Origin of the sequence: Gordonia paraffinivorans NBRC 108238 (assembly GCF_000344155.1) — a bacterium.
GTDB lineage: Bacteria > Actinomycetota > Actinomycetes > Mycobacteriales > Mycobacteriaceae > Gordonia > Gordonia paraffinivorans.
Window position 1 is genome coordinate 23,403 of sequence record NZ_BAOQ01000019.1, and the last position, 23,604, is coordinate 47,006.

General features: G+C 70.5%; 20 protein-coding genes. 8 read left to right on the forward strand and 12 right to left on the reverse strand.

What is annotated here, in order from left to right; translation table 11 throughout:
• Positions 1-7 precede the first annotated feature (7 nt).
• The gene (gene rsmI / locus GP2_RS10255; protein WP_006900438.1) at positions 8-910 is read left to right on the forward strand and encodes a 16S rRNA (cytidine(1402)-2'-O)-methyltransferase; all 903 of its coding nucleotides are present in this window, start codon (positions 8-10) and stop codon (positions 908-910) included.
• On the opposite strand, the gene GP2_RS10260 is transcribed toward rsmI, so the two are convergent.
• The 7 genes from GP2_RS10260 to GP2_RS10290 all read right to left on the reverse strand — a co-directional run bounded on the left by GP2_RS10260 (position 846) and on the right by GP2_RS10290 (position 9,914).
• Complete coding sequence (locus GP2_RS10260) at positions 846-2,081, reverse strand: helix-turn-helix domain-containing protein (protein WP_006900439.1); 1,236 nt, start codon at positions 2,079-2,081, stop codon at positions 846-848. The two genes, rsmI and GP2_RS10260, sit on opposite strands and share 65 nt — an antisense overlap.
• 58 nt (positions 2,082-2,139) lie before the next feature.
• Positions 2,140-3,318: an aminodeoxychorismate synthase component I gene (locus tag GP2_RS10265; RefSeq protein ID WP_006900440.1), complete on the reverse strand. Its 1,179-nt coding sequence runs from the start codon at positions 3,316-3,318 to the stop codon at positions 2,140-2,142.
• 16 nt (positions 3,319-3,334) lie between these two features.
• Positions 3,335-4,924 (reverse strand): methionine--tRNA ligase, encoded by a 1,590-nt coding sequence (gene metG, locus GP2_RS10270; protein WP_006900441.1) that lies wholly within the window; start codon positions 4,922-4,924, stop codon positions 3,335-3,337.
• A 169-nt stretch (positions 4,925-5,093) separates the two neighbouring features.
• The gene (locus tag GP2_RS10275) at positions 5,094-6,077 is read right to left on the reverse strand and encodes a HEAT repeat domain-containing protein (RefSeq protein ID WP_006900442.1); all 984 of its coding nucleotides are present in this window, start codon (positions 6,075-6,077) and stop codon (positions 5,094-5,096) included.
• Positions 6,071-6,724, reverse strand: coding sequence for a HEAT repeat domain-containing protein (locus GP2_RS10280; protein WP_006900443.1), 654 nt, complete (start codon positions 6,722-6,724; stop codon positions 6,071-6,073). The genes GP2_RS10275 and GP2_RS10280 overlap by 7 nt, the downstream gene beginning before the upstream one ends.
• 56 nt (positions 6,725-6,780) lie before the next feature.
• Entirely contained in the window at positions 6,781-9,135 is a 2,355-nt protein-coding gene (locus GP2_RS10285) for a glycoside hydrolase family 65 protein (RefSeq protein ID WP_006900444.1), read from the reverse strand.
• The gene (locus GP2_RS10290; protein ID WP_210753658.1) at positions 9,132-9,914 is read right to left on the reverse strand and encodes an HAD family hydrolase; all 783 of its coding nucleotides are present in this window, start codon (positions 9,912-9,914) and stop codon (positions 9,132-9,134) included. Before GP2_RS10290 ends, GP2_RS10285 begins: the two co-directional genes overlap by 4 nt.
• Before the next feature lie 115 nt (positions 9,915-10,029).
• On the opposite strand from GP2_RS10290, the gene GP2_RS10295 reads away from it, so the two are divergent.
• From GP2_RS10295 to rsmA, 4 genes are all read left to right on the forward strand, one after another.
• Positions 10,030-10,866, forward strand: a complete 837-nt coding sequence (locus GP2_RS10295; protein ID WP_040526767.1) for a PhzF family phenazine biosynthesis protein — start codon at positions 10,030-10,032, stop codon at positions 10,864-10,866.
• Between the two features lie 40 nt (positions 10,867-10,906).
• Entirely contained in the window at positions 10,907-11,824 is a 918-nt protein-coding gene (locus GP2_RS10300; protein ID WP_006900447.1) for a TatD family hydrolase, read from the forward strand.
• Positions 11,825-11,975: 151 nt separating this feature from the next.
• Positions 11,976-13,121, forward strand: a complete 1,146-nt coding sequence (locus GP2_RS10305; protein WP_006900448.1) for a resuscitation-promoting factor — start codon at positions 11,976-11,978, stop codon at positions 13,119-13,121.
• Positions 13,085-13,987, forward strand: a complete 903-nt coding sequence (gene rsmA, locus GP2_RS10310; RefSeq protein WP_040526745.1) for a 16S rRNA (adenine(1518)-N(6)/adenine(1519)-N(6))-dimethyltransferase RsmA — start codon at positions 13,085-13,087, stop codon at positions 13,985-13,987. Before GP2_RS10305 ends, rsmA begins: the two co-directional genes overlap by 37 nt.
• Positions 13,988-14,091: 104 nt before the next feature.
• Here the strand turns inward: rsmA and GP2_RS10315 are convergent, their stop codons facing one another.
• Positions 14,092-15,084 (reverse strand): LLM class F420-dependent oxidoreductase, encoded by a 993-nt coding sequence (locus tag GP2_RS10315; protein WP_006900450.1) that lies wholly within the window; start codon positions 15,082-15,084, stop codon positions 14,092-14,094.
• A 163-nt stretch (positions 15,085-15,247) separates the two neighbouring features.
• Between GP2_RS10315 and GP2_RS10320 the strand changes: the two genes are divergently transcribed.
• The 3 genes from GP2_RS10320 (at position 15,248) to GP2_RS10330 (ending at position 18,191) form a co-directional block, all read left to right on the forward strand.
• Positions 15,248-15,916: an HAD family hydrolase gene (locus GP2_RS10320; protein WP_006900451.1), complete on the forward strand. Its 669-nt coding sequence runs from the start codon at positions 15,248-15,250 to the stop codon at positions 15,914-15,916.
• A gap of 97 nt (positions 15,917-16,013) precedes the next feature.
• Positions 16,014-16,964, forward strand: coding sequence for a 4-(cytidine 5'-diphospho)-2-C-methyl-D-erythritol kinase (locus tag GP2_RS10325; RefSeq protein ID WP_006900452.1), 951 nt, complete (start codon positions 16,014-16,016; stop codon positions 16,962-16,964).
• An 87-nt stretch (positions 16,965-17,051) separates the two neighbouring features.
• A complete protein-coding gene (locus GP2_RS10330; RefSeq protein ID WP_006900453.1) occupies positions 17,052-18,191 on the forward strand; it encodes an alpha/beta fold hydrolase in 1,140 nt (379 codons plus the stop codon).
• A gap of 4 nt (positions 18,192-18,195) precedes the next feature.
• Here GP2_RS10330 and GP2_RS10335 read toward each other — a convergent pair whose 3' ends face one another.
• The 4 genes from GP2_RS10335 to GP2_RS10350 form a co-directional block, all read right to left on the reverse strand.
• Complete coding sequence (locus GP2_RS10335) at positions 18,196-20,013, reverse strand: ABC-F family ATP-binding cassette domain-containing protein (protein ID WP_006900454.1); 1,818 nt, start codon at positions 20,011-20,013, stop codon at positions 18,196-18,198.
• Positions 20,014-20,070: 57 nt separating this feature from the next.
• On the reverse strand, positions 20,071-20,955 hold the full coding sequence (locus GP2_RS10340) for an SGNH/GDSL hydrolase family protein (RefSeq protein ID WP_006900455.1): 885 nt from the start codon (positions 20,953-20,955) through the stop codon (positions 20,071-20,073).
• Positions 20,956-21,163: 208 nt separating this feature from the next.
• Entirely contained in the window at positions 21,164-22,321 is a 1,158-nt protein-coding gene (locus GP2_RS10345; protein ID WP_006900456.1) for an acyl-CoA dehydrogenase family protein, read from the reverse strand.
• Between the two features lie 47 nt (positions 22,322-22,368).
• Entirely contained in the window at positions 22,369-23,565 is a 1,197-nt protein-coding gene (locus tag GP2_RS10350) for an acyl-CoA dehydrogenase family protein (RefSeq protein WP_006900457.1), read from the reverse strand.
• Positions 23,566-23,604: the final 39 nt, after the last annotated feature.

Here is a 23,604-nt window from a genome sequence, read left to right on the forward strand (position 1 = left end):
GCTGACGATGAACTCCGCCGAGACCGACACCGACGCCACCGACCAGCCGACAACCGGGACCGACCGGACGACCGGGCGGCTCGTGCTGGCGGCCACCCCGATGGGGCAGGTCGACGACGCCTCCCCGCGACTGCGGGCGGCCCTGCAGACCGCCGACATCGTCGCCGCGGAGGACACCCGGCGTGCCCGCTCGCTGGCCGCCGCCCTCGGCGTCGAGATCGGCGGGCGCCTCGTCAGTTACTACGACCAGGTCGAGGCCGCGCGGACACCGGGCCTGGTGGAGGCGATCGCCGGTGGGGAGACGGTCCTGCTCATCACCGACGCCGGCATGCCCTCGGTGAGCGACCCGGGCTACCGCATCGTGGTCGCCTGCGCGGAGGCCGGGCTGCCGGTGACCGCTCTTCCGGGACCGTCGGCGGTGACGACCGCCCTCGCGGTGTCGGCGCTGCCGTCGGAGCGGTTCAGCTTCGAGGGGTTCGCCCCGCGCAAGTCCGGCGCCCGCACGGAGTGGCTGCGTGAGCTCGCCACCCAGCCGCGCACCGCGGTGTTCTTCGAATCGCCGCACCGGCTGGCCGACACCCTGGCCGCGGCCGCCGAGGTCCTCGGCGCCGACCGGCGCGCGGCGGTGTGCCGCGAGATGACCAAGACCTACGAGGAGGTCCGCCGCGGGACGCTCGCCGAGCTGGCCGAGTGGGCCGCCGGCGGCGTGCGGGGCGAGATCACCGTGGTGGTGGCCGGCGCGACCGAGACCGAACCCGACATCGACGATCTCGCCGACCGCGCCGAGCGGCTCGTCGCCGGCGGGATGCGGCTGAAGGAGGCGTGCGCCGCCGTGACCGAGGGGACTAGTGCGTCGCGGCGCGACGTCTACCAGTCGGTCCTTCGAAGGCGCGACGCTGCTCGGGACTGACCCGCAGTTCGACGCGCGGCGCCAGTCGGTAGGGCCGGCTCGCGACGAGCGCGCCGACCACCCGGCGCAGGCGCGACAGTTCGGCCCGGACGCTCACGGTGTGCTTGTCGTCGCCGAAGAGCATCTGGCTCAACTGCTGTGAGGTGAGCCCGTGTTCGCCGGCATCGGCGAGCAGCAGCAGGATCTGCGCGTGGCGCGGGGTCAGGACCGTGCGCCACGGGGCGTCGTCACCGGTGACGGTGATGGCGGGCTCGCCGTCGAGGTCGAGGTCGGCGATGACCGGGCCCGCCGGGCCGGCCGGCCGCACCAGCCACCCGAGGCCCAGCCGCTCGACGACGCAGATGCCGAGGCCGGGCACAAACTGGCGCATCTCCTCGACCGGCGCCGCGACCCGCACCGGCGGGGTGCACCCACGGCCTTCGGCGACCCAGCCGTCGTCGTCGACGAGCAGCCCGGGGCCGTGGAGACCCGCGAGCTGCGCGCAGCCGCGGTAGCGAAGCTCGGCGAGGGTGCGCTGATGCGCCAGCGTCACCTCGTGCTCGCTCAGGGTCGACAGCGCCGCGGTGAGCGTCGACGCCGCGGGCTGCATGTTCATGGCCGGCCCGGCCAGCCCGGCGATCGCGACCATCTCACCGGTACGCGGGTCGTGGATCGGCGCGGCGGTGCAATACAACTCGTGCAGCGAGCGCGAGTAGTGCTGGGCGCCGAAGATCCGGCACGGTCGGCGGTTGCGGATGGCGAGCCCGACGGCGGTGGTCGCCGCGCACTCCTCGTCCCAGCGGCTGCCCTCGACGAGGCCGAGGCGGTCGGCCTCGGGGAGCACCGAGCGCGAACCGCCGCGCCACAGCATCACCCCGTCGGTGTCGAAGATGCCGAGCGCCATCATCGGGTCGTCGGCGGAGGCGGCGAACACGCGTCGGAGGGTCTCGATCGCATGCCGGATCGGGTTGGCCGCGCGCCGGGCCTCCAGTTCGTCCCGGCCGATGCGTTCACGGTGGTGGTCATCGACCGTCGACGGGTTCCCACCCGCCTGCACGCGGGTCCACGACTCGACCACGTCGTCGCCGAACCCGGGCGGCGGTGTCGCGCCCGACATGATCGCCTCGCGGTCGCGGTTGATCTCCCGGGCGAGCTCCGTCAGGTCGGTGGTCGCCTGGATGGAGATGGTCATGGGTGCCAAGCTTACCGAAATGCCCGCTCGGGTCCGGTATTTGTGACCTCTCAGACCCTCAGGCGGACACGCCGGACCCGTCTTCGCCGGCGCCGTGCCCGACGATGCTCGCCGCCTTGTCGAGACATTCCTGCCACTCGCGGAGGGGATCGGAGTCGATGGTGATGCCGCCGCCGACGCCGAGTCCCAACGTCCCGTCGGGGGAGATCTCCACGGTGCGGATCGCGACGTTGAGATCGAGCGCGCGGTCGGGGCCCGCGATGCCGATCGCCCCGCAGTACACGCCGCGGGCGTCGGCCTCCCAGTCGGCGAGCAGTTCCATCGCGCGCAGCTTCGGGGTGCCGGTCACCGATGCCGGCGGGAACGTCGCGTCGAGCACGGCGTCGTTCCCGGTGCCCGGTCGCAGGATCGCCTCCACCGTCGACACGAGGTGCCACACACCCGGTGCCGGGACCACCGCGAGCAGTTCGGGCACACGGACGCTGCCGGTCACCGCGATGCGTCCGAGGTCGTTGCGCACGAGGTCGACGATCATGACGTTCTCTGCGACGTCCTTGGCCGACGCGGACAGCGCGTCGGGATCGGCGTGCGCCGGCAGCGTGCCCTTGATCGGCGAGGACGAGACGATGTTGCCGGTGCGGCGCAGGAACGTCTCCGGCGAGAGGCTCGCCACCGCGCCCCAATCCCCTTGGAGGAAAGCCGCTTTCGCCGGAACCGTGGCGCCGGCGAGGTCGGCGAAGAAGTCCACCGGCTCACCGGTGAGCGTGCCGGTGAACCGGGTGCAGACACAGGCCTGGTAGACCTCGCCGGCCCGGATGGCCTCGAGGCACTCGGCGATGGCGGCCAGGTGCGGCTCGCGGCGCGGCGCCGCCCATCGGGCCGTCGCGGGTGCGCCGGCGACGCGCGCCGGTTCGGCGAGGGCGGCGAGCGCCCAGTCGGGGACGCCGGTGCCGAGCACGCTCCACTCGCCCCCGCGCAGGACGAGAATCCCGTCGGTCAGGCCGCCCGCGACGGCCGGCAGCGCGGACTCGTCGGCGCGAACCGGGAAACCGAGATGACCGATCCAGTACCGGTCCGGGTCGTCGGGCGGTGCGCACCCGGGCACCACCTCGACCGAGGGCGCGATGACGGCGTCGGCGCCGAGCCAGTCGCCGATCAGCGCCGCCGGCGGCGGGAGGCCGCGCGAGCGGGTCTCGGCATGCAATGCCCGGAGTGCGTCGAGCGCTGGCGCGGCCATCTGAGGTGGGTCGGGGTCAGTTCTCGTAGCGCGGGAACACCGGGGACGGCTTGGGCAGCGAGGCACCGGGCGCCAGCCGCCTGGCGACCGCGGTGAACTGCCGGTCGTCGCCGACGGCGAGCAGATCCAGGATCTTGCCGGTCGACTCGGGCATCGCCGGCTGCGCCAGCAGCGCGACGATCCGCACGACCTCGGCGCACACGTAGAGCACGGTGCCGGTGCGGTCGAGGTCGGTCTTGGCGAGCTTCCACGGCTCCTGCGACGAGATGTACCGGTTGGTCTCGGCCAGCGTCGACCACAGCGCTTCCAGGCCGAGGTGGATGGCCTGGTTGTCGAAGTGCGCCCGGACCTGTGGCAGCAGCCCGTCGGCCCGCTCCAGCAGCGTCTTGTCGACGTCGGTGAGCTCACCCGGTTGCGGGACCGCGCCGTCGAAGTACTTGCCGATCATCGACAGGGTGCGCTGGGCGAGGTTGCCGAACTCGTTGGAGAGGTCGGAGTTGATCCGCGACACGATCGCCTCGGCCGAGTACGACCCGTCCTGGCCGTAGGACACCTCGCGCAGGAAGAAGTAGCGCACCGGGTCCAGGCCGAACTCGTCGATGAGGTTCTCCGGGTCGACGACGTTGCCGACCGACTTCGACATCTTCTCGCCCTTGTTGAACAGGAAGCCGTGCGCGAAGACCCGCTTGGGCAGCTCGACGCCCGCGCTCATCAGGAACGCCGGCCAGTACACGCAGTGGAAGCGGATGATGTCCTTGCCGATGATGTGCAGGTCGGCCGGCCAGTACCGCTCGAGGGTCTGCGGGTCGTCGGGGAACCCGGCGCCGGTGAGGTAGTTGGTCAGAGCGTCGACCCACACGTACATGACGTGTTCGGGGTGGTCGGGGACCGGCACACCCCAGTCGAAGGTGGTGCGTGAGACCGACAGGTCGGTCAGGCCGCCCTTGACGAAGCTGATGACCTCGTTGCGGCGCACGTCGGGACCGATGAAGTCGGGCTGCGACTCGTAGAGCTCGAGGAGCTTGTCCTGGTAGGCCGAGAGCCGGAAGAAGTAGGTCTCCTCCTCGGTCCAGGTCAGCACGTGGCCGTTGTCGGCGGCGACGCGCTCGCCGTTCTCGTTGACGACCGTGTCGGTCTCCGCGTAGAACATCTCGTCCCGGACGTCGTACCAGCCGGAGTACTTGTCGAGGTAGATGTCGCCGCGCTCGGTCATCCGCCGCCACAGCTCCTGCGACGCCCGCTTGTGGTCCTCGTCGGACGTGCGGATGAAACGGTCGAAGCTCGAGCCGAGGCGCTCCTGGAGCGCCTGGAAGCGGTCGGAGTTGCGGTCGGCGAGCTCGGCGGTGGGGATGCCCTCGGCCTGCGCGGTCTGCTGCATCTTCTGGCCGTGGACGTCGGTGCCGGTGAGGAACCGGACGTCGAATCCGTCGAGGCGCTTGAACCGCGCCAGGGCGTCGGCCGAGATGTACTCGTAGGCGTGCCCGATGTGCGGTGCGCCGTTGGGATAGGCGATCGCGGTGGTGATGTAGTACGGGCGCCCCGCACCGTGGGAGGTGCCGGAAGCGGCCGTACCGGACAGATCAGGGCTGGTCAGATCGGGTGCCATAGTGATCCACAGAGTACCGACCGGCGGTGCGGCTCAGCCAATCGCGTGTCGATTGCGGGTCGGGCTGATCACAACCGGTGCAGATCACATCGGCGCACGTCCGGCGCGGAGAGCGGTGTCGCAAAGGCCGTGTCGGCGCGCCCTGTTCGTGGTGGGTGAGGCCGGCACCTCACCCCTCTCGGCTCCGTTCCCGGATGTAGCGCGCCGTTCGGCTGACCGTCTCGTCCCGATCGGTGGTCAGCCGTTCCAGTGCCGGCGACGCCGCGTCTGCGGCGAATTCGGCCAGTGCTTGCACCAGTCGCAGCCGGACCGCGGGGTCGGGGTCGTCGCCGAGTCGGTCGACGAGCACGCCGATGATCCGCTGGTCGTCGCCGAACGCGGCGAGGATCTCCGCGGCCTCGACGTCGCCGTCCCCGGCCGCGATCAATTCGACGAGTGCGGGCACGGCGGGCTCGCGGCCCAGGCGGCCCAGTGCCGACGCCGCGGTCCGGCGCACGACGGGATCGGTGTCGGTCAGCGCCTGCTCGAGCGTGCGGACCGCGTGGGCGTCGTCGACGCCGGCGAGTGCGGCGACCGCCCGGCGCAGGATCAGCGGATCATCCTCTGCCGCACCGGAGATCAGGGGGCCGAGCGAATCCGGGAGCTGAGCGAGTGCCCACCGTAGCGCGCCCGCGACATTCGCGTCGGATTCGACCAGCAGGGCCTCGGCCAGTGGCTCTCCCGGCACCCCGAGTTCGTTGGCGCGCAACGCGGCCCGCTGGCGGTGCGCGGCGTGCTCCGAACGCACGCCGCGCAGCAGTCCGACCACGTCGAGCACCGTCGACCAGTCTTCCGGCCGTGCCGACCGGATCTGCCGGAGCCGCGCGAGCAACGTCGTGTCGGCGGCCATCCGGGCCTGCGTCTCACGGATCAGCCGGTCGGTCAGCTCCTCTGGGGAGAAGGCCGGGTCGTCGAGTGCGCGCGCGACGTCGCGCAGCGAAAGACCCAGCGAACGAAGGCTTTCGACCTGTACGAGACGTTCGAGGTCGGCGTCGGAGTATTCGCGGTATCCGCCCGTGGTGCGGCCGGTCGGTCGGACGAGGCCCAGGGAGTCGTAATGGCGCAGCATCCGGGTGCTCACACCCGAACGCTGCGCCACCTCGCCGATCAGCATGGGGCGTCCCGGCTCCGGGTGGTCGTCGCGAGGTCCACCTCATGCGCGAAGTCGCTGTCCGGATCGTCGAGCAGCCGAAGCGTCGCCTCCGCGTGTGCGCGCACCTCGGGCTCGGGATGCGACCGCGCCCGCATCAGCGCCTCGCGGGCGGCGTCGTCGAGCGCGGCCAGCGCCCGGCCGAGGCTGCGACGCACCTCGAGATCGCCACGACCGAGCTCGGTGGACAACTCCGTTGCCAGAGCGGTCTCCTCACCTGGCGGGACGAGGACCACCGCGGCCCGCCATGCCGCACGCGCGACCTCGGCGTCGTCGTCGTGGAGCAGTGCCGCGGTGATCGAGGGCCAGGCCGCGCGATCTGCGACCTTCGACAAGGTGTGCAGGGCCTGGCTCCGTGTCTGCGGCACGTCGGATTCCAGCGCGGCGACGAGCTGCGGGACGGTGACCTCGGCCGGCAGCCGGGTCAGCGCCCAGGTCAGCATGTCCCGCACGAAGAAGTCCGGTTCGACGCCGAACCGCGCGACGAGGTCGTCGACGAGCCCCGGGCCCGGCTGCGTCCCGGCGGCCATCGCCGCACGCAGCCGCGTCGACGGGTCGGGTGCGCCGAGCGCGACCGCGAGCGATCGGGTGGTGGGTGTTCGGTGATCCATGGGTGCACCTCCTCGTCACCCACCCAAGACCTTGACACGGTGCGAAGGTCAAGACCTCAGATCTCGCGTCGGTAGGGCTCGCAGCCGGGCGGCGCCTTCGGCGGCTCCCGGTACTCGATGTCGGGGATCTTCATCGTCACCGGCGTCTCGCCGAGCGTGAACTTCTCCCCGTGGTGCGCGAGTTCGATCGGCGGACCCGACAGCAGGCGGTAGGTGGCCTGCTCCTTGTCGACCGCGACGACGATCTTCGACCCGCGCACGATCATGCGGAAGGACAGGTAGGTCAACCGGTTCGGCAGTCGCGGCGCGAACGTGATCTTCCCGCCGAAGTCGCGCATGCCGCCGAAGCCGGCCACGCAGTCCATCCACGCACCGGCCAGAGCCGCGATGTGCAGGCCGCTGCTGACGTTGTTGTGCAGGTCGTGCAGGTCGGTGAACACCGACTCGGCCAGCAGGTCGAAGGCGAGGTCGAGGTAGCCGACCTCGGCGGCGGCGACCGCCTCGCAGCACGCCGACAACGACGAGTCGCGGACCGTGATCGGGTAGTAGTAGTCGAAGATCCGCAGCTTCTGCTCGGGGGTGAACGCGTCCCCGAACAGATAGGTCGCGAACACCAGATCCGCCTGTTTGACGACCTGCTTGCGATAGAGGTCGTAGTACGGGTAGTTCAGCAGCAGCGGGTACCTGCCCACCGACGACTCGAAGTCCCACGCGCCGAGCAGGGTGAACGACTCGCACTGCTGGTGCACGCCGAGACGCTCGTCGTACGGGATGGTCATGTCGTCGGCGCACGCCTCCCAGTGCGCGGCCTCGGCGGCGGTCACCCCGAACTTCTCGGCGAGGTCGGGCCGGCGCTGCACGGCCTCCACCGCGTCGCGCAGGTTGCGCTGTGCGGCGAGGTTGGTGAACAGGTTGTTGTTGACCACTGCGGTGTACTCGTCGGGGCCGGTGACGCCGTCGATGCGGAACTTGCCGTTGGCATCGTGATGCCCCAGGCCGGCGAAGAGCCGGGCCGTCTCCACCAGGATCTCGACGCCGCACTCGGTCTCGAACTGTTCGTCGTTGGTGGCGCGCAGGTACCGGTCCGTGGCGTTGGCGATGTCCGCCGACACGTGGACGCCGGCGGTTCCGGCGGGCCAGTAGCCCGAACACTCGTCGCCGTTGATCGACCGCCAGGGGAACATCGCGCCGCGCTGGCCGAGTTCGGCGGCACGGGCTTTCGCCTTGTCCATCGTGTTGTGCCGCCACCGCAGTTCCTCGCCGGCCGCCGCGGGCACCGTGTAGGTGAGCATCGGCAGGATGAAACTCTCGGTGTCCCAGAACGTGTGGCCGTCGTAGCCGGGGCCGGTGAGACCCTTGGCCGGGATGGCGCGGGACTGGCCGCGGGCGCCGGCCTGCAGCACGTGGAACAGCGCGAACCGCACCGCCTGCTGCAGTTCGGGATCGCCGTCGAGTTCGATGTCGGCGTCGCGCCAGAAGTCCTCCAGGTAGCGCACCTGGTCGGCCTTCAGCGAATCCCAGCCGGTCTCCATCGCCATCGCGAGGGCGGCGTCGACCTGGGCGCGCAGCGCCGGGACCGAGCGTCGCGCCGACCATCCGTAACCGATGTACTTGGTCAGCGTGAGGCTCTTGCCCGCCGGCACGTTGGCCGCGATCGTCAGGCGCGCCAGATCCCCGTCGGCCCGGATGAAGGTGTCGGCCTTGTCCGGGAAGTAGATCTCGTGGTCCATGCCCGCGGCGATGTGCAGCCCGGACTGCTTGGTGTGGTGCACCAGCATGCCCCAGTAGTTGCGGCAGGTCGCCAGATCGGAGACGAGCGGCGCCTCGAGCGCGGCGGCCAGGCGCGGGTCGTTGCCCGGCGGCGGGACGGGCTCGTTGGCGAGCAGGTCGGACTGCAGCACGAGCTTCATGTCCTCGCCGATCGGCTCCACCTCGTAGCGGATCGCCGCGATGGTGCGCTTGGTGAAGGACACCAGGCGCTCGGACTTGATGCGCACGGTGCGCCCGGTGGGCGAGGTCCACACCGTGTGCCGGCGCAGGGTGCCGGTCCGGAAGTCGAGGGTCCGCTCGTGTTCTTCGGTACGCCCGTACCGAAGGTCCATCGGCTCGTCCTCGACGAGCAGGCGGATGATCTTGCCGTCGGTGACGTTGACGACGGTCTGCCCCGATTCCGGGTAGCCGTACCCGCTCTCCGCGTAGGGCAGGCCGCGCAGCTCATAGAAACCGTTCAGGTAGGTGCCCGGGTGGTCGACCGGCTCGCCCTCCTCGAAGGTGCCGCGCAGGCCGATGTGCCCATTGGACAGGGCGAAGAGGGTCTCGGTCCGGCCCAGCATGTCGAGGTCGACCCCGCCGCTCCACTTGAGCTGCCAGGGGTGGATCTCGAAGCCGTGGGCGCGCTCGCCGCCGCTCATGCCGGGAGCAATTCGTCGAGATCGTTGACGACGACGTCGGCGCCGGCCGCCCGCATCGCCTCGGCCTGGTTGCCGCCGACCCGGTCGACGCCGACGACGTAGCCGAACTCTCCTGCGGCACCGGCCTGCACGCCGGAGATGGCGTCCTCGAACACCGCCGCCTGCGCCGGCGGGACACCCATCAGCTCCGCGCCCAGCAGATACGAGTCGGGGGCGGGCTTGCCGTTCAGGCCCCGCTCGGCGATGTCGATGCCGTCGACCCGCACTTCGACGAACTTCGACAGGTCGGCTGCTTCGAGCACTGGTCCTCCATTCTTCGACGACGTGACGACCGCGATGCGCAAACCCGCGTCGCGGGCGGCCTCGAGGTACCGCACCGAACCCGGGTAGGCCTGGCCACCGTCCTCGGCGAGACTCTCGAGGAACATGTCGTTCTTCTTCTCACCGATCGCGGTGACGGTCTTCGCATCGACATCCGTGATACCGCGCGAGGCGAGGAACGCGCGAACGCCGTCCTCCCGGGGTCGCCCGTCCACGTGATCGAGGTAGTCCTGTTCGGTGAACTCGACGAAGCCCGGTGCGTCCGCGCCCCCGGCGCGTTCGGCCAGGAAGGCGTCGAAGGCCTTCTTCCACGCCTTGCGGTGGAGCACCGCGGTCTCGGTGAGGACACCATCGAGATCGAAGAGCGCGACTGTGATCACATCCGGCAATCCCAACACGATTCGCAACGCTACCCGTCCGGGTCGGTTTGGTCGCGGTGAAGCGCCACCGCGCGTCATCGCGACGTCGTGGGGTGTGACCGCCGTGCGCGGCGCGCGATCCGTTCAACGCTTCGGCGAACCGCCGGTTCGATGCCGGTGACGGCCGGGCCCGCCGGGTGCGACGATGGACCTCGTGACTCGACGATTCGCTCAGGTCGACGTGTTCTCCGCCCTCGGCACCGCGGGCAATCCCGTCGCGGTGGTGCTCGACGCCGGCGGTCCGGAGCCGGTGACCGAGGACCAGATGGCCGCATTCGCCCGCTGGACCAACCTGTCGGAGACCACCTTCGTGTTCCCGCCCGACGACCCGGCGGCCGACTACCGGCTGCGCATCTTCACCCCGGGCGGCGAGTTGCCGTTCGCCGGGCATCCCACCCTGGGGTCGGCGCACGCGTGGCTGACCTCGGGTGGGCGACCCAAGGGCGAGGACATCGTCCAGGAATGCGGTGTCGGGCTCGTCCGCATCCGACGGGCGGGCGCGCGGCTGTCGTTCGCGGCCCCGCCGCTGCGGCGGTCCGGTCCGGTCGACGCCGAGACGGTCGCGCGCGTCGTCGCGGCGCTGGGCGTCGCGCCCGACGAGGTCGTCGCCGCCGAGTGGGTGGACAACGGTCCCGAGTGGATGGTCCTGCAGGTCGGCTCGGGGGAGCGGGTCCTCGAGGTGACCCCGGACGTCCCCGCCCTGGGCGATCTGAAGGTCGGACTACTGGGCCTCTACGACTCGGGCGACGTCTTCGCCGAGGTCCGCGCCTTCGTCCCGGGCATCGGGGTTCCCGAGGACCCGGTCACCGGCAGCCTCAACGCGGGCATCGCGAAGTGGCTGCGCGCCACGGGACAGGCGCCGGAGGACTACGTCGCCGCGCAGGGCGGTGCCATCGGCCGCGCCGGCCGGGTGCACGTCCACGACGACGGCCGTGACATCTGGGTGGGCGGCGACACCGCCACCGTGATCGAGGGCACAGTCGCCCTGTAGGCGGCCATCCGGGCCGCCGGGGTTGTGCGAAGGTGAACGCATGACCGACGCCTCTGCCGAGACCTCGAGCGCATCGGGGGCCGTCAGCGACACCGAGACGATGAGCAACAAGGCGGCCAAGAAGCGGCGCCGGCGCGAGCCGCCGCCGGACCCGGCGCCCTTGCCCGGCCTCGTCGACGCCCACACGCATCTCGCGGCCTGCGGCGGACGGGATGCCGAGTCGGTGCGAGCCATCTGCGACCACGCGCAGGCCGTGGGCGTCGATCAGGTGGTGACCGTCGCCGACGACATGGTCGACGCCCGCTGGGCGGTCCGGGCCGCCGAATGGGACGACCGGGTCTACGCCGCCGTCGCCCTGCACCCGATGCACGCGCAGGATCTCGACGACGAGACCGCGGCCGAACTCGAGGAGATGGCGCGTCACCCGCGGGTCGTCGCGGTCGGGGAGACCGGCCTGGACTACTACTGGCCCGGCAGGTCCGACGACTGCGCCCCGCCCGAGGTGCAGCACGAGACCTTCCGGTGGCACATCGACCTGGCGAAGCGGGTCGGCAAGCCGCTGATGATCCACAACCGCGAGGCCGATCGCGACCTCCTGGACATCCTGGCCGCCGAGGGCGCCCCGGACACCGTGATCATGCATTGCTTCTCCGGTGACCGGAACGTTGCCCGCGAATGTGTCGACCGCGGGTTCATCCTGAGCTTTTCCGGAACTGTGAGTTTCGCCAACGCCGCCGAGCTCCGGGCCGCGGCCGAGCTGGTGCCGGACGAGCAGATCCTGGTCGAGACCGACGCGCCCTTCCTGACCCCGCATCCCTACCGTGGCCAGCCGAATCAGTCGTATTGCCTGCCCTACACGGCGCGTGCGCTCGCGGCGGTCCGCGGTGTCCCCGAGGCGGAGATGGCCGCCCTGTTAGGGGCCAATGCGCGGCGCGTCTACTCGATGCCTTTGCCATAATCTGGCCGGTTCGTTATCGTACTGTGATCCCGCTCGGCCAGAGTGCTTCGTCCGGCTGACGGCGGTACACGACGCGGTGCGTGTGCGTGTCGCAGAGGATGAGACGACTGGTCGCAGTGGTGCCCCTGTTCCCGACCAGATTGTTGTGCCCTTGCCTTCCGAACCTTCCGCCTCGCCCAAGTCGGTGTTCGCCCGTATCAACGGGACCGATTCCCTGCGAGCCCGTCTGGCGGTCGGAGCCGTCTGCGCGACCGTCGCCGCCGGTGGCGCGATCGGCGTCTCGATGCACAAGACCGTCACCATCGACGTCGACGGGAACACCCGTCAGGTGTCGACCATGGCGATGTCGGTGGAGAGCCTCCTCGAGTCCGAGGGCCTGGCCCCGGGCGAGGGCGACAAGGTCTATCCCGGCCTGGATGCCGGCCTCGGCGACGGGCAGGTCGTCAAGGTGAACCGCCTCAAGCAGCTGACCCTCGAGGTCGAGGGCAAGCGCGAGGTCGTGATCACCAACGCCGCGACGGTCGAGGAACTGCTCGCCGAGCGTGGTCTGACCGAGGCCGCAGAGGAGACCGACTTCGCCGGGAACAAGCTCCCGGTGGAGGGTGGTCTGGTCGACGTCGCGCTGCCCAAGCCGGTCAACCTCATCGACGGCGGCGCCAAGAAGCGTCCGACCGTGGCGGCCCACACGGTGGCCGACCTGCTCGAGGAGCTGGGCACGCCGCTCGGCCCCGAGGACAAGGTGGAACCGGCCGCCGACACCGAGGTCACCCCGAACCTGAAGATCGTCGTCACCCGCATCAAGACCGAGGACGTCACCGTCGAGGAGGCGGTGGCCCCGCCGGAGGTCAAGAAGGAGGACCCGAACCTCGTCCGCGACCGCAAGGTGGTGGAGAAGAAGGGGGTCCCCGGCCAGGCGCGCGTGACCTACAAGGTCACCACCGTCAACGGCAAGGTCGTCAAGCGCGACAAGCTGAACAGCGAGGTGCTCACCGAGCCGGTGCCCGCCACCGTCCGCGTCGGCACCAAGCCGGGTGCGCCGTACGTCCCGCCGGGCTCGGTGTGGGATGCGCTGGCCCAGTGCGAGGCCACCGGCAACTGGAACATCAACACCGGCAACGGTTTCTACGGCGGCGTGCAGTTCGACCAGAACACCTGGGAGCGTTGGGGCGGCCTCGAGTACGCACCGCGTGCGGACCTCGCCACCCGTGAGGAGCAGATCGCGATCGCCAAGAAGACCCAGGCCGCCCAGGGCTGGGGCGCCTGGCCGTCGTGCTCGGCCAAGTTGGGCCTCCGCTGAGCGAGGTGACGCCGGGCGGGGAGCCGCGACTCCTCGGGCCCGCGCAGATCCGCGAACTGGCCGCCGAGGTCGGCGTGCGTCCGACCAAGACGCTCGGACAGAACTTCGTCCATGACGCGAACACGGTGCGCCGCATTGTCGCCGCGTCGGGCGTGGGTCCCGACGACGTGGTTCTCGAGGTCGGTCCGGGTCTGGGCTCACTGACCCTCGCGCTGCTCGGCGTCGCCGGACGGGTCGTCGCCATCGAGATCGATCCCGTTCTCGCGCAACGCATCCCGCAGACCATTGCGGAGTACGCGCCGCAGCAGTCGGGCAACTTCGAGGTGATCCTCGCCGACGCCCTCCAAGTCGCCCGCGACGATCTGCCCGCCGTGCCGACCGCGCTGGTGGCCAACCTCCCGTACAACGTCTCGGTGCCGGTCCTATTGCATCTGCTCGGGCTGTTCCCGGAGATCCGGACGGCGCTGGTCATGGTCCAGGCGGAGGTCGCCGACCGTCTGGCCGCCCCTCCCGGGAGCCGGACCTACGGCGTGCCCAGCGTCAAGGCCCGCTACCACGGGCGGGTGAGCCGGGCAGGCGCGGTGGGTCGCAACGTGTTCTGGCCCGAGCCAAAGGTCGAGTCCGGGCTCGTGCGCATCGAGCGCACCGACGAGTACCCCACCGATCCGGACTTCAGACAGCGCGTCTTCGATGCGATCGACGCCGCATTCGCGCAGCGGCGCAAGACGATGCGATCGGCCCTGGCGACATGGGCGGGCTCGCCCGTCGAGGCCGAGCGGCGTCTCCGCGCCGCCGGGATCGACCCCGGCATCCGCGGCGAGAAGCTCGACGTCGCCGACTTCGTCCGGCTGGCGACCACCGACTGACCCGCGGTCCCCGCTTGCCCTGGGCGGCACGGCCTCGCAGGACGGACTCGGAACGACACCGCGGCCGAATGGCCCCGGCGAGATCACGATTCCGCCGAACCGCCTCAGTTCGACGCCGTGCGCAGCTTCTCCAGGAGTTCGGGTGCGGCCTCGCGGAGGAACTCGTCCTGGGTCTCGCCGCCGATCTGGACCAGTGCGACATCGGTGAACCCGGCCTCCCAGTACGGCTTCACCGCGTCGACGATCCGGTCGAGGTCGGGGCCGCACGGGATGTTCTCCGCGACGTCGTCGGGCGTGACGTACTGTGTCGCCGCCGCGAATCCGGCCGTGGTGCGCAGGTCGGCGTTGACATCCCAGCCTCCGGCGAACCAGCGGAACTGATCGTGTGCCCGCTCGACGGCGGCATCCCGATCCGGTCCCCAGCTGATCGGGATCTGCCCGATGGCGCGGGTCTTCTCGCCGTCGATCGTCCCGGTGCCCTCCTGGGCGTTCCACGACTCGATCAGCCCGGCGTTCGGTTCCACCGCGATGAGATGGTCGGCGAGCGGCCCGAACGTCTCGATCCCGGCGTCGCCGGCGACCGCGACCCCGATCGGGACCGGAGTGTCCGGCAGGTCCCAGATCCGCGCCGCGTCGACCTGGAAGAACTCGCCGCGGAAGTCGACGAGGTCGCCGGTGTGGAGTTTCCGGATGATCTCGATGGCCTCGGCCAGCATGTCCTGACGGTCGGCGACCGACGGCCACCCCTGGCCGACGACGTGCTCGTTGAGGTTCTCGCCCGATCCGAGACCGAGCGTGAACCGGCCGTCGGCGAGGATCTGCAGTGTCGCCGCCTTCTGGGCGACGATCGCCGGATGATAGCGGACGGTGGGGCAGGTGACGTAGGTCATCAGCTCGACCCGTTCGGTGGCGTGCGCGACCGCACCGAGCACCGACCACGCGTACGGCGCGTGCCCCTGCGACGACAGCCACGGGAAGTAGTGGTCGCTGGAGACCTCGAAGTCGAAGCCCGCCTCCTCGGCGCCGACCGCGAAGCGGACCAGGTCCTTGGGTCCGGCCTGCTCGGTCATCAGGGTGTAGCCGAATCGGGTTGGCATGTGGGCTCCTGGGGTCGGGGTCGGTCACGTCGGGTGCGGCCACGCGGTCACACGGGGTGTGGCCAGACCGGTCTCTCGGGCTGCGGCCATACCGGTCTCTCGGGTGTAGCCACACCGGGACCGGGGTAAACGGCGCGCCATGAACAGTCGGAGAACGGGTGCGATGTCCGCAGGTGACGACGCCACGGCGGTCGACACCGTCCTGCTCGACGTCGACGGGACCCTCGTCGACTCCACCTACCTGCACGCCGTGGCGTGGATGAAGGCCTTCACCGGGCGCGACCTCGCGCCGCAGTGGTGGCGGGTCCACCGGGCCATCGGCATGGGCGGCGATCGGCTCGTCGCCGAGATCTGCGGTGCCGATGTGGAGGAGGCGCTCGGTGACACCCTGCGCGACGACTGGGAGCGGCACTACCGCGGCATGGTCGGGGACCTGCGCCCGTGCCCCGGCGCGCGGGAGTTCGTCCGGTCGCTCGTCGACAGCGGCCTCCGAGTGGCACTGGCATCCTCGGGCAAGGCCGAATTCACCGACGCCGCACTGAAAGTGCTCGACCTCGACCGCGATGCGCTCGCTGCGGTGACCTCCTCCGACGACGCCGACTCGTCGAAGCCGGCCCCCGACATCCTGTCCGTCGCGCTCGAGCAGTCCGGCGGGACCAGGGCGGTCGTCGTCGGCGACACGGTGTGGGACGTCGCCTCGGCCCACCGGCTCCCGGCCGACTGCGTCGGCGTGATGTCGGGCGGGTTCGCCGAGGCGGAACTGCGCGACGCCGGCGCGGTGCTCGTGGTCGAACACGTCGGTGAACTGGCGGAGCGGGGTTGGCGGCCGTGAGTCGCTGACGCAACCGGCCGACGGCGCCGGCCTCCGGCGCGGGGCGGCCGTGTCGGCCGGGCACGGACGGCGGGTGCCGGTACTAGGCTGGTCACTTGTGTCGCCAACGTCGCTGTCGGTGGTTTCCGGCTCCGTGATCGCGCGTGCCCCCTCGAAGGTGAACCTCCATCTCGGGGTGGGTCCACGGCGCGACGACGGCTACCACGATCTGGTCACCGTCTTCCAGGCGCTGTCGCTGCACGACGACATCCGCGTCGCCCGTGCGAGCGATCTGACCATCGCGGTGCGCGGCGAGTGGGCGAACTCCGTTCCCGCCGACTCGTCGAACCTCGCGGCGCGTGCGGCGGTGGCGCTGGCCGACTGGGCGGGACGGCCGGCGAAGGTCGCCATCGACATCGCCAAGACGATCCCGGTGGCCGGCGGCATGGCCGGCGGCAGTGCCGACGCCGCAGGCGCCCTGGTGGCCCTGGCGCAGCTGTGGAAACTCGACATCTCCCGTGACGAGCTGGCCGAGATCGCGGCCGACCTGGGCAGTGACGTGCCCTTCGCGCTGCACGGCAACACGGCGCTGGGCACCGGACGCGGGGAGCAGCTGATGCAGGTGTTGTCGCGCGGCGAGTACCACTGGGTGCTGGCGCTGGCCCGCGAGGGCCTGTCCACACCGGCGGTGTACCGGGAGCTGGATCGGTTGCGCGAGAGCTGGTCCGGGCAGGACCTCGACGAGGACGAGTTGCTCCGGCGCCCCGACGAACTCATGCAGGCACTCGCATCCGGCGATCCGCACGCGGTGGCGCCGCTGCTGTACAACGACCTCCAGCCCGCGGCGCTGAGCCTGCAACCCTCCCTGCGTCGGACCCTGCGGGCCGGGGTCGACGCCGGCGCCCTCAACGGCATCGTGTCGGGGTCCGGGCCGACGTGTGCGTTCCTGTGCGCCGACGAACAGTCGGCGGTCAACGTCGCCGCCGAACTCTCCGGCGCGGGCGTCGCGCGGTCGGTGCGCACCGCGAGCGGCCCGGCGCCGGGGACCCGCGTGCTGGGCGACGGCTGACCCTCGGCGTGCACCTCCGAGTGCCCGATTTGTCGTGTGCGAATCCCCTGACCTGGACCGACGCCGACTGCCATTACAGTTGACCGGGTGTTTCGCAGAGCCCTGACGTGGACGTCGTTCGTCGCCGCGATGCTGGTCGGCATCGCGATGGTGGCGACCCCGTCGGCCACGGCCGCGGCACCCGCCAACGGATTCGTGTTCACCACCGAGGAGGTCCCCGCGGCCGAGCTGCCGTCGGCGGCGGCGGAGGGGACCCGCCTCACCTATGCCACCCGCGACCAGCGGGGGCGACCCGCGATGGCGAGCGGGGTCTACTGGGTTCCGCGCGGCACGCCGCCCGCCGGCGGCTGGCCGGTCGTCTCCTGGGCCCATGGGACCGTCGGCATCGCCGACGAATGCGCCCCCACCAAGCACCGACTCGGTGACGGAGTCGAGGCGCCGGTCCGGGCGGCGCTGGAGGCGGGCTATGCGGTCACCGCGACCGACTACGCCGGACTCGGCTCGGCCGGGGAGACCGACTACCTCGGGGGAGCCGCGGCGGCGCACTCGGTGATCGACATGATCCGCGCGGCGCGGTCGGTGGACGACTCGCTGGGCACGCGCTGGGTGTCGGTCGGGCATTCGCAGGGCGGGCACGCGGCCCTGCACGCCGCGCATCGCGCGCCGAGGTATGCGCCGGAACTGCCGGTCGCCGGCACGGTCGCGATCGCCCCGGCCTCGTCGCTGGAGGAGCTCTTCCGGGTCTTCGGTCCGCGCGTCCCGGGGCTCGGAGCGCTCAACGTCCTCAGCGCGCCGTTCCTCTACATGCTGTCGGGTCTCGACCACGCCCACCCCGACCTGCGGGTCGCCGACTTCCTCACCGACAGCGGCAGACGTCTCCTGGACCGCTCGCGCGGCCGCTGCAACGGCGATGTGGTCGAGGCGCTGCGGTCGGTGTCGCCGGGGTCGCTGGTGGCGTCGGCGTTCACCGCCGACTCCCGGTTCCGCGACGCGTTGCGCGACTACGCCGAGGTGCCGACCTCCGGCTACCCGTCGAAGGTGACCATCGCGCACGGCCTGCTCGACCCGGTCCTGCCGTACCCGCTGAGCCGCGTGCTGCGGTCGGCGATGAGCCGCGGCGGCGTGGACGTCGACCTCAAGACCTACGCCCGGGCAAACCACAGCAGCGTCGTCGAGGGATCGCTGCCCGACGTGATGAGCGCGATCCGCGAGGCGTTCGGGCGCTAGCCGTTCACTCCAGTGCTTCGCCCAGCTCCATCCACCGCTCCTCGAGGTCGGCGAGTTCGGCCTCCATCTCGCGGATGCGCTCGGTCTCGGCGGCCAGACCCTGATAGTCGGACTGGTCGTGGTCGGCGAGGGCGGTACGGGCGTCGTCGATCTTGGTGTGCAGCTTGTCGATCCGTCGTTCCAACGACGCCAGCTCCTTGCTCGCCGCACGCAGTTCGGCGCCGCTGAGGGACGAACCGCCGCCGCTCTTGTCGGCCGGGGCGTCCGGCGACATCGGGCCCGACCTCGGCGAGGACTCCGCCTTCTCCTGGGCCGCACGGAGTTTCAGGAACTCGTCGACGCCGCCGGGCAGGTGACGCAGCTTGCCGTCGAGCACCGCGTACTGCTGGTCGGTGACGCGCTCGAGGAAGTAGCGATCGTGGGAGACAACGATCAGGGTGCCCGGCCACGAGTCGAGGAGATCCTCGAGGGCGGCGAGCATGTCGGTGTCGAGGTCGTTGGTCGGCTCGTCGAGGATCAGCACGTTCGGCTGGTCGAGGAGGATGAGCAGCAGCTGGAGGCGCCGCTTCTGGCCGCCGGACAGGTCGCGGACCGGCGTCGACAACTGGGCGGTGTCGAAGCCGAGCCGTTCGAGAAGCTGCGACGGCGTGAGTTCCTGTGCCTTCGAGCCGGATCCGAAGGAGTAGGTGGCCTTGAGGTTGGAGATCACCACGCGCACCGGGTCGTCGAGGTACTTCTCGAGATCGTCGAGCCGCTGCGTCAGGGTGGCGACCTTGACGGTCTTGCCGCGCTTGACGGTTCCGCCGGTCGGTTCGACCGTGCCCGCGATCAGGCCGAGCAGTGTCGACTTGCCCGCGCCGTTGACACCCAGGATGCCGGTGCGCTCGCCGGGGCCGAGGCGCCACTCGATGCCGGAGACGACCTCGCGGTCGCCGTAGGAGACCGAGACGTCCAGGAGGTCGACGACGTCCTTGCCCAGACGCGAGATGGCCAGCGATTGCAGGGCCACCTTGTCGCGGACGGGTGGGACGTCGGCGATGAGCGCGTTGGCGGCCTCCACCCGGAACTTGGGCTTGGACGTGCGGGCGGGGGCGCCCCGACGCAGCCACGCCAGCTCCTTGCGGGCCAGGTTCTGGCGGCGGGCCTCGGTGGCGGCCGCCTGCCGGTCGCGTTCGACGCGCTGCAGGATGTAGGCGGCGTACCCGCCCTCGAAGGGCTCGACGATCCGGTCGTGGACCTCCCACGTCATGGTGCACACCTCGTCGAGGAACCAGCGGTCGTGGGTGACGACCAGCAGGCCGCCCTGGTTGGCCGGCCAGCGTCGCTTGAGGTGTTCGGCGAGCCAGGTGATGGCCTCGACGTCGAGATGGTTGGTCGGCTCGTCGAGGGCGAGGACGTCGTGTTCGCCGGCCAGGAGCCGCGCGAGCGACACGCGGCGCCGCTGACCGCCCGACAACGACCCGGCCTTCGCCTCCCAGTCCACGTCGCGCAGGAGTCCGCCGATGACGTCGCGCACCTTCGGGTCGCCGGCCCACTCGTGTTCGGGGCGGTCGCCGACGACGGCGTGCCCGACGGTCTCGTCGTCGTCGAAGCGGTCGACCTGGTCGAGGACGCCGATGCGGACGCCGCCGCGCACGGTCACCCGGCCGGAGTCGGGCTGTCTGCGGCCGGCGAGCATGGCCAGGAGGCTCGACTTGCCGTCGCCGTTGCGGCCGACGATGCCGATGCGGTCGCCCTCGTTGACGCCGAGGGACACCGAGTCGAAGACCTTGGTCGTCGGGTATTCGAGTCCGAGGTTTTCCGCGCCGAGAAGATGAGCCACGCCGACCAGGTTAGTGACCGGTCGCGGCCCGGGCTCCGGCGGATCGTCGTGGCAGGGCTACCGGCGGATCGCGTTGTTGACCATCATGGCGATCGCGAGGGAGCCCGCCTGGTTGACGTGGTAGGGAAGCGCGATCTTCTTCGAGAGCGCGCTCTCGTACCACGGGTTGACCACGTTGCAGGCGTCATGGCCGGCCGAGCCGCGATTGGCGTCGACGAACGTGCCCTCGACCTTGCGCGTGGCCCGCGCCAGCGCGTCGTTGGCGCGGTTGAAGACCTGACGCATCCACCGGGCGTCGGGGTCGCTGAGCGGGACGAGCGGCCAGCAGCCGTTGTTGCCGATGAATCCGCCGAGACCGACCACGATGATCTGCGCCCGGGGGGCCTTCTTGCGGATGGCGCTCAAGGCGGGGGTGACGCGGTCCTCCATCCGCTGGATGCGCGTCCTGACCTCGTTCTCCAGGCGTGCGCTGTGCCGGCAGCCTCGGTCGGTGAACGGCCGGCTGATCTTGCACTGGTTGAGGACCGCCATCCACTGCATGTCGTTGCCGCCGATGCTGACGGTGATCAGCTGCGCGTCCCGCGGGACGGAGTTCAGTTGGATGGGCTTGGTCCCGCCCGGTGTGTGCTGGGGCTGCCGGTAGAGGTGGACCGACTGCGCACCCGAGCACGAGGTGTCGACGAAGTGGCGCGGCAGCGTCATCATCGCCACGTACCGCGGGTAGTTCAGCGTCGAGCGCTTGCATCCGTTGAAGTACGCGGGGTTCAGGCTGTAGAAGGCGCCGGAGGCGCGCGAGTCGCCCATCGCGATGTACGGGCCGCCGGTGTAGCGCACGGGCGCGGCCTGTGCGGGGGATGCCGTCGTCATGACCAGCGTCGTCACGAACGCGCTCAACAGGACCGTCACCAGCAGGCGCCAGCCGCGCCGATACTCCCGCACCAAGTTGTTCTCCGCACCTTCTCGCTGATCGCTCAGGAAATCTTAAGGCACGCCTCTCGTGGCGCTCAGGGCGCGTCACGAGTGCAGCCTTCGGGACGGATGTCGCGATCTGCGGGCCCGGCGTTACGGGGAACGTGACACGCTGCCGATCACGTCGCGCCTTGTCCCGCAGACCGGGACGCCACGCGACGAGATCGACGACGAGGAGCCGTCAGAGCCCCAGATCCTTGGCGATGATCGTCTTCATGACCTCGCTGGTGCCGCCGTAGATGCGGGTGACGCGGGTGTCGGCGTAGAGCCGGGCGATCGGGTACTCCAGCACGTAGCCGTAGCCGCCGTGCAGCTGCAGGCACTTGTCGATGACGCGCCCGGCGGTCTCGGTGGCGAACAACTTGGCGCGGGCGGCGTCGGGGACCGTCAGCTCACCGGCGTTGTGGAGCTCGAGGGCGCGGTCGACGATGGCGCGGATGGCCTCCACCTCGGCCGAGCACTCCGCGAGCACGAACTTGGTGTTCTGGAACGACGCGACCGGCCGGCCGAAGACGTCGCGCTCCTTCGTGTAGTCGATCGCGTGCTTGACGGCCGCGGCGGCGGTGGCCGACGCCCCGATGGCGATGGTGAGACGCTCCTGCGCGAGGTTGTGGGTCAGGTAGGTGAAACCGGCGCCCTCCTCGCCCAGCCGGTCGGAGACGGGCACCTTCACCGAGTCGAACGACAGCTCGGCGGTGTCGGAGGCCTTGAGCCCGATCTTCTCCAGCCTCCGGCCGACCGAGAATCCCTCCGACGAGGTGTCGACGACCAGGATGGACAGGCCCGCACGACGATTCGCCGGATCGAACGGGGAGGTGCGCGCGACCACGAGGACGCGGTCGGCGAGCGCTCCGCCGGTGATGAAGGTCTTGGCGCCGTCGAGGACGTAGTGCGAGCCGTCCTCGGACAGCCTGGCGGTCGTCGAGATGTTGGCGAGGTCCGACCCGGTGCCGGGCTCGGTCATCGCGATCGCGAACATCAGCTCGCCGGAACAGAATCCGGGCAGCCAGCGCTCCTTCTGCTCCTGCGTCGCGTACTCCATCAGGTAGGGCAGGATCAGGTTGGAGTGCACCGAGTAGCTGCCGAACGTGACGCCCGCGGCGGAGGTCTCCTCGGCGATCACCATCGAGTAGGTGAAGTCCTTGACCCCGCCGCCGCCGAACTCCTCGGGCGCCTCGATGCCGAGGACGCCGAGTTCGCCGAGGCGGTTGTAGAACTCGCGCGGCGGGTGACCCTGCTTCTCCCAGTCGTGATAGACCGGCACGACCTCCTTGGCGATGAAGTCCCGGATCGTCCGGCGGAAGGCCTCGTGGTCCTCGGTGAAGATGCGACGCTGCATGGAGATGTCCTAACGGGTTGTGTGCCTTGCGAGTCGAGGTCGGGAATTCAGTGCTCGCGGTACTCGCGCAGCAGGCCCTTGGAGATGATCTGCTTCTGGATCTCGCTGGTGCCCTCGCCGATGAGCAGGAACGGGGCGTCGCGCATCAGGCGCTCGATCTCGAACTCCTTGGAGTAGCCGTAGCCGCCGTGGATGCGGAAGCTCGCCTGGGTCACCTCGGCGCAGTACTCGCTGCACAGGTACTTCGCCATCCCGGCGGCGACGTCGTTGCGCTCGCCGGAGTCCTTGAGCCGCGCGGCGTTGACCATCATCAGGTGCGCGGCCTCCACCTTGGTCGCCATCTCCGCCAGCGAGAACGCGATGGCCTGGTGCTCGGCGATCGGCTTGCCGAAGGTGGAACGCTGCTGCGCGTAGCGGATCGCCAGTTCGAAGGCGCGCTGTGCGACACCGCATGCGCGGGCCGAGACGTTGACGCGGCCGACCTCGATGCCGTCCATCATGTGTCCGAATCCCTTGCCCGGCACGCCGCCGAGGATGTCGTCGGCCGACGCGCGGTAATCGTCGAAGACGAGCTCGGTGGTGTCGATTCCCATGTAGCCCAGCTTCTCCAGCTTGCGCGGGATCGTGACGCCGGGCAGCACCTCGCCGAAGCCCGCCGGCTTCTCGACGAGGAAGGTGGTGAGGTTGCGGTGCGGCTTGTCCGCGCCCTCCTCGGTGCGGACCAGGGCTGCGACCAGGGTCGACGAGGCGCCGTTGGTCAGCCACATCTTCTGCCCGGTGATGACGTAGCCGGTGTCGCCGTCGCGCCTGGCGGTCGTCTTGATCGCCGCCACGTCCGAGCCCAGCTCGGGCTCGGACATCGAGAACGCGCCGCGCACCTCGCCGGTGGCCATCCGGGGGAGGAATCGCTGTTTCTGCTCGCCGGTGCCGTGCCGGCGCAGCATGTAGGCGACGATGAAGTGGGTGTTGATGACGCCGGAGATGCTCATCCATCCGCGGGCGAGTTCCTCCACGCAGAGCGCGTAGGTGAGCAGCGACTCCCCGAGGCCGCCGTACTCCTCGGGGATCATCAGCCCGAACAGCCCCATCTTCCGCATGTCGTCGACGATCTCCTGCGGATATTCGTCGGCGTGCTCGAGCTCCTGCGCGTTCGGGATGATCTGCTTGTCGACGAACGACCGGACGTTGGCGACGATCTCCTGTTGGACGTCGGTGAGGCCCGGGGTCTGCGCGAGACGGGTCATGGTGCTCGGTTCTCTCCCCTGCATGAATCGGCGCGGCGG

Bases quoted from the DNA above. Each gene is read 5' to 3' on its own strand.
- rsmI (WP_006900438.1), top strand. From the start codon at position 8: ATGAACTCCGCCGAGACCGACACCGACGCCACCGACCAGCCGACAACC.
- GP2_RS10260 (WP_006900439.1), bottom strand. From the start codon at position 2,081: ATGACCATCTCCATCCAGGCGACCACCGACCTGACGGAGCTCGCCCGG.
- GP2_RS10265 (WP_006900440.1), bottom strand. From the start codon at position 3,318: ATGGCCGCGCCAGCGCTCGACGCACTCCGGGCATTGCATGCCGAGACC.
- metG (WP_006900441.1), bottom strand. From the start codon at position 4,924: ATGGCACCCGATCTGACCAGCCCTGATCTGTCCGGTACGGCCGCTTCC.
- GP2_RS10275 (WP_006900442.1), bottom strand. From the start codon at position 6,077: ATGCTGATCGGCGAGGTGGCGCAGCGTTCGGGTGTGAGCACCCGGATG.
- GP2_RS10280 (WP_006900443.1), bottom strand. From the start codon at position 6,724: ATGGATCACCGAACACCCACCACCCGATCGCTCGCGGTCGCGCTCGGC.
- GP2_RS10285 (WP_006900444.1), bottom strand. From the start codon at position 9,135: ATGAGCGGCGGCGAGCGCGCCCACGGCTTCGAGATCCACCCCTGGCAG.
- GP2_RS10290 (WP_210753658.1), bottom strand. From the start codon at position 9,914: ATGACGCGCGGTGGCGCTTCACCGCGACCAAACCGACCCGGACGGGTA.
- GP2_RS10300 (WP_006900447.1), top strand. From the start codon at position 10,907: ATGACCGACGCCTCTGCCGAGACCTCGAGCGCATCGGGGGCCGTCAGC.
- GP2_RS10315 (WP_006900450.1), bottom strand. From the start codon at position 15,084: ATGCCAACCCGATTCGGCTACACCCTGATGACCGAGCAGGCCGGACCC.
- GP2_RS10320 (WP_006900451.1), top strand. From the start codon at position 15,248: ATGTCCGCAGGTGACGACGCCACGGCGGTCGACACCGTCCTGCTCGAC.
- GP2_RS10345 (WP_006900456.1), bottom strand. From the start codon at position 22,321: ATGCAGCGTCGCATCTTCACCGAGGACCACGAGGCCTTCCGCCGGACG.
- GP2_RS10350 (WP_006900457.1), bottom strand. From the start codon at position 23,565: ATGACCCGTCTCGCGCAGACCCCGGGCCTCACCGACGTCCAACAGGAG.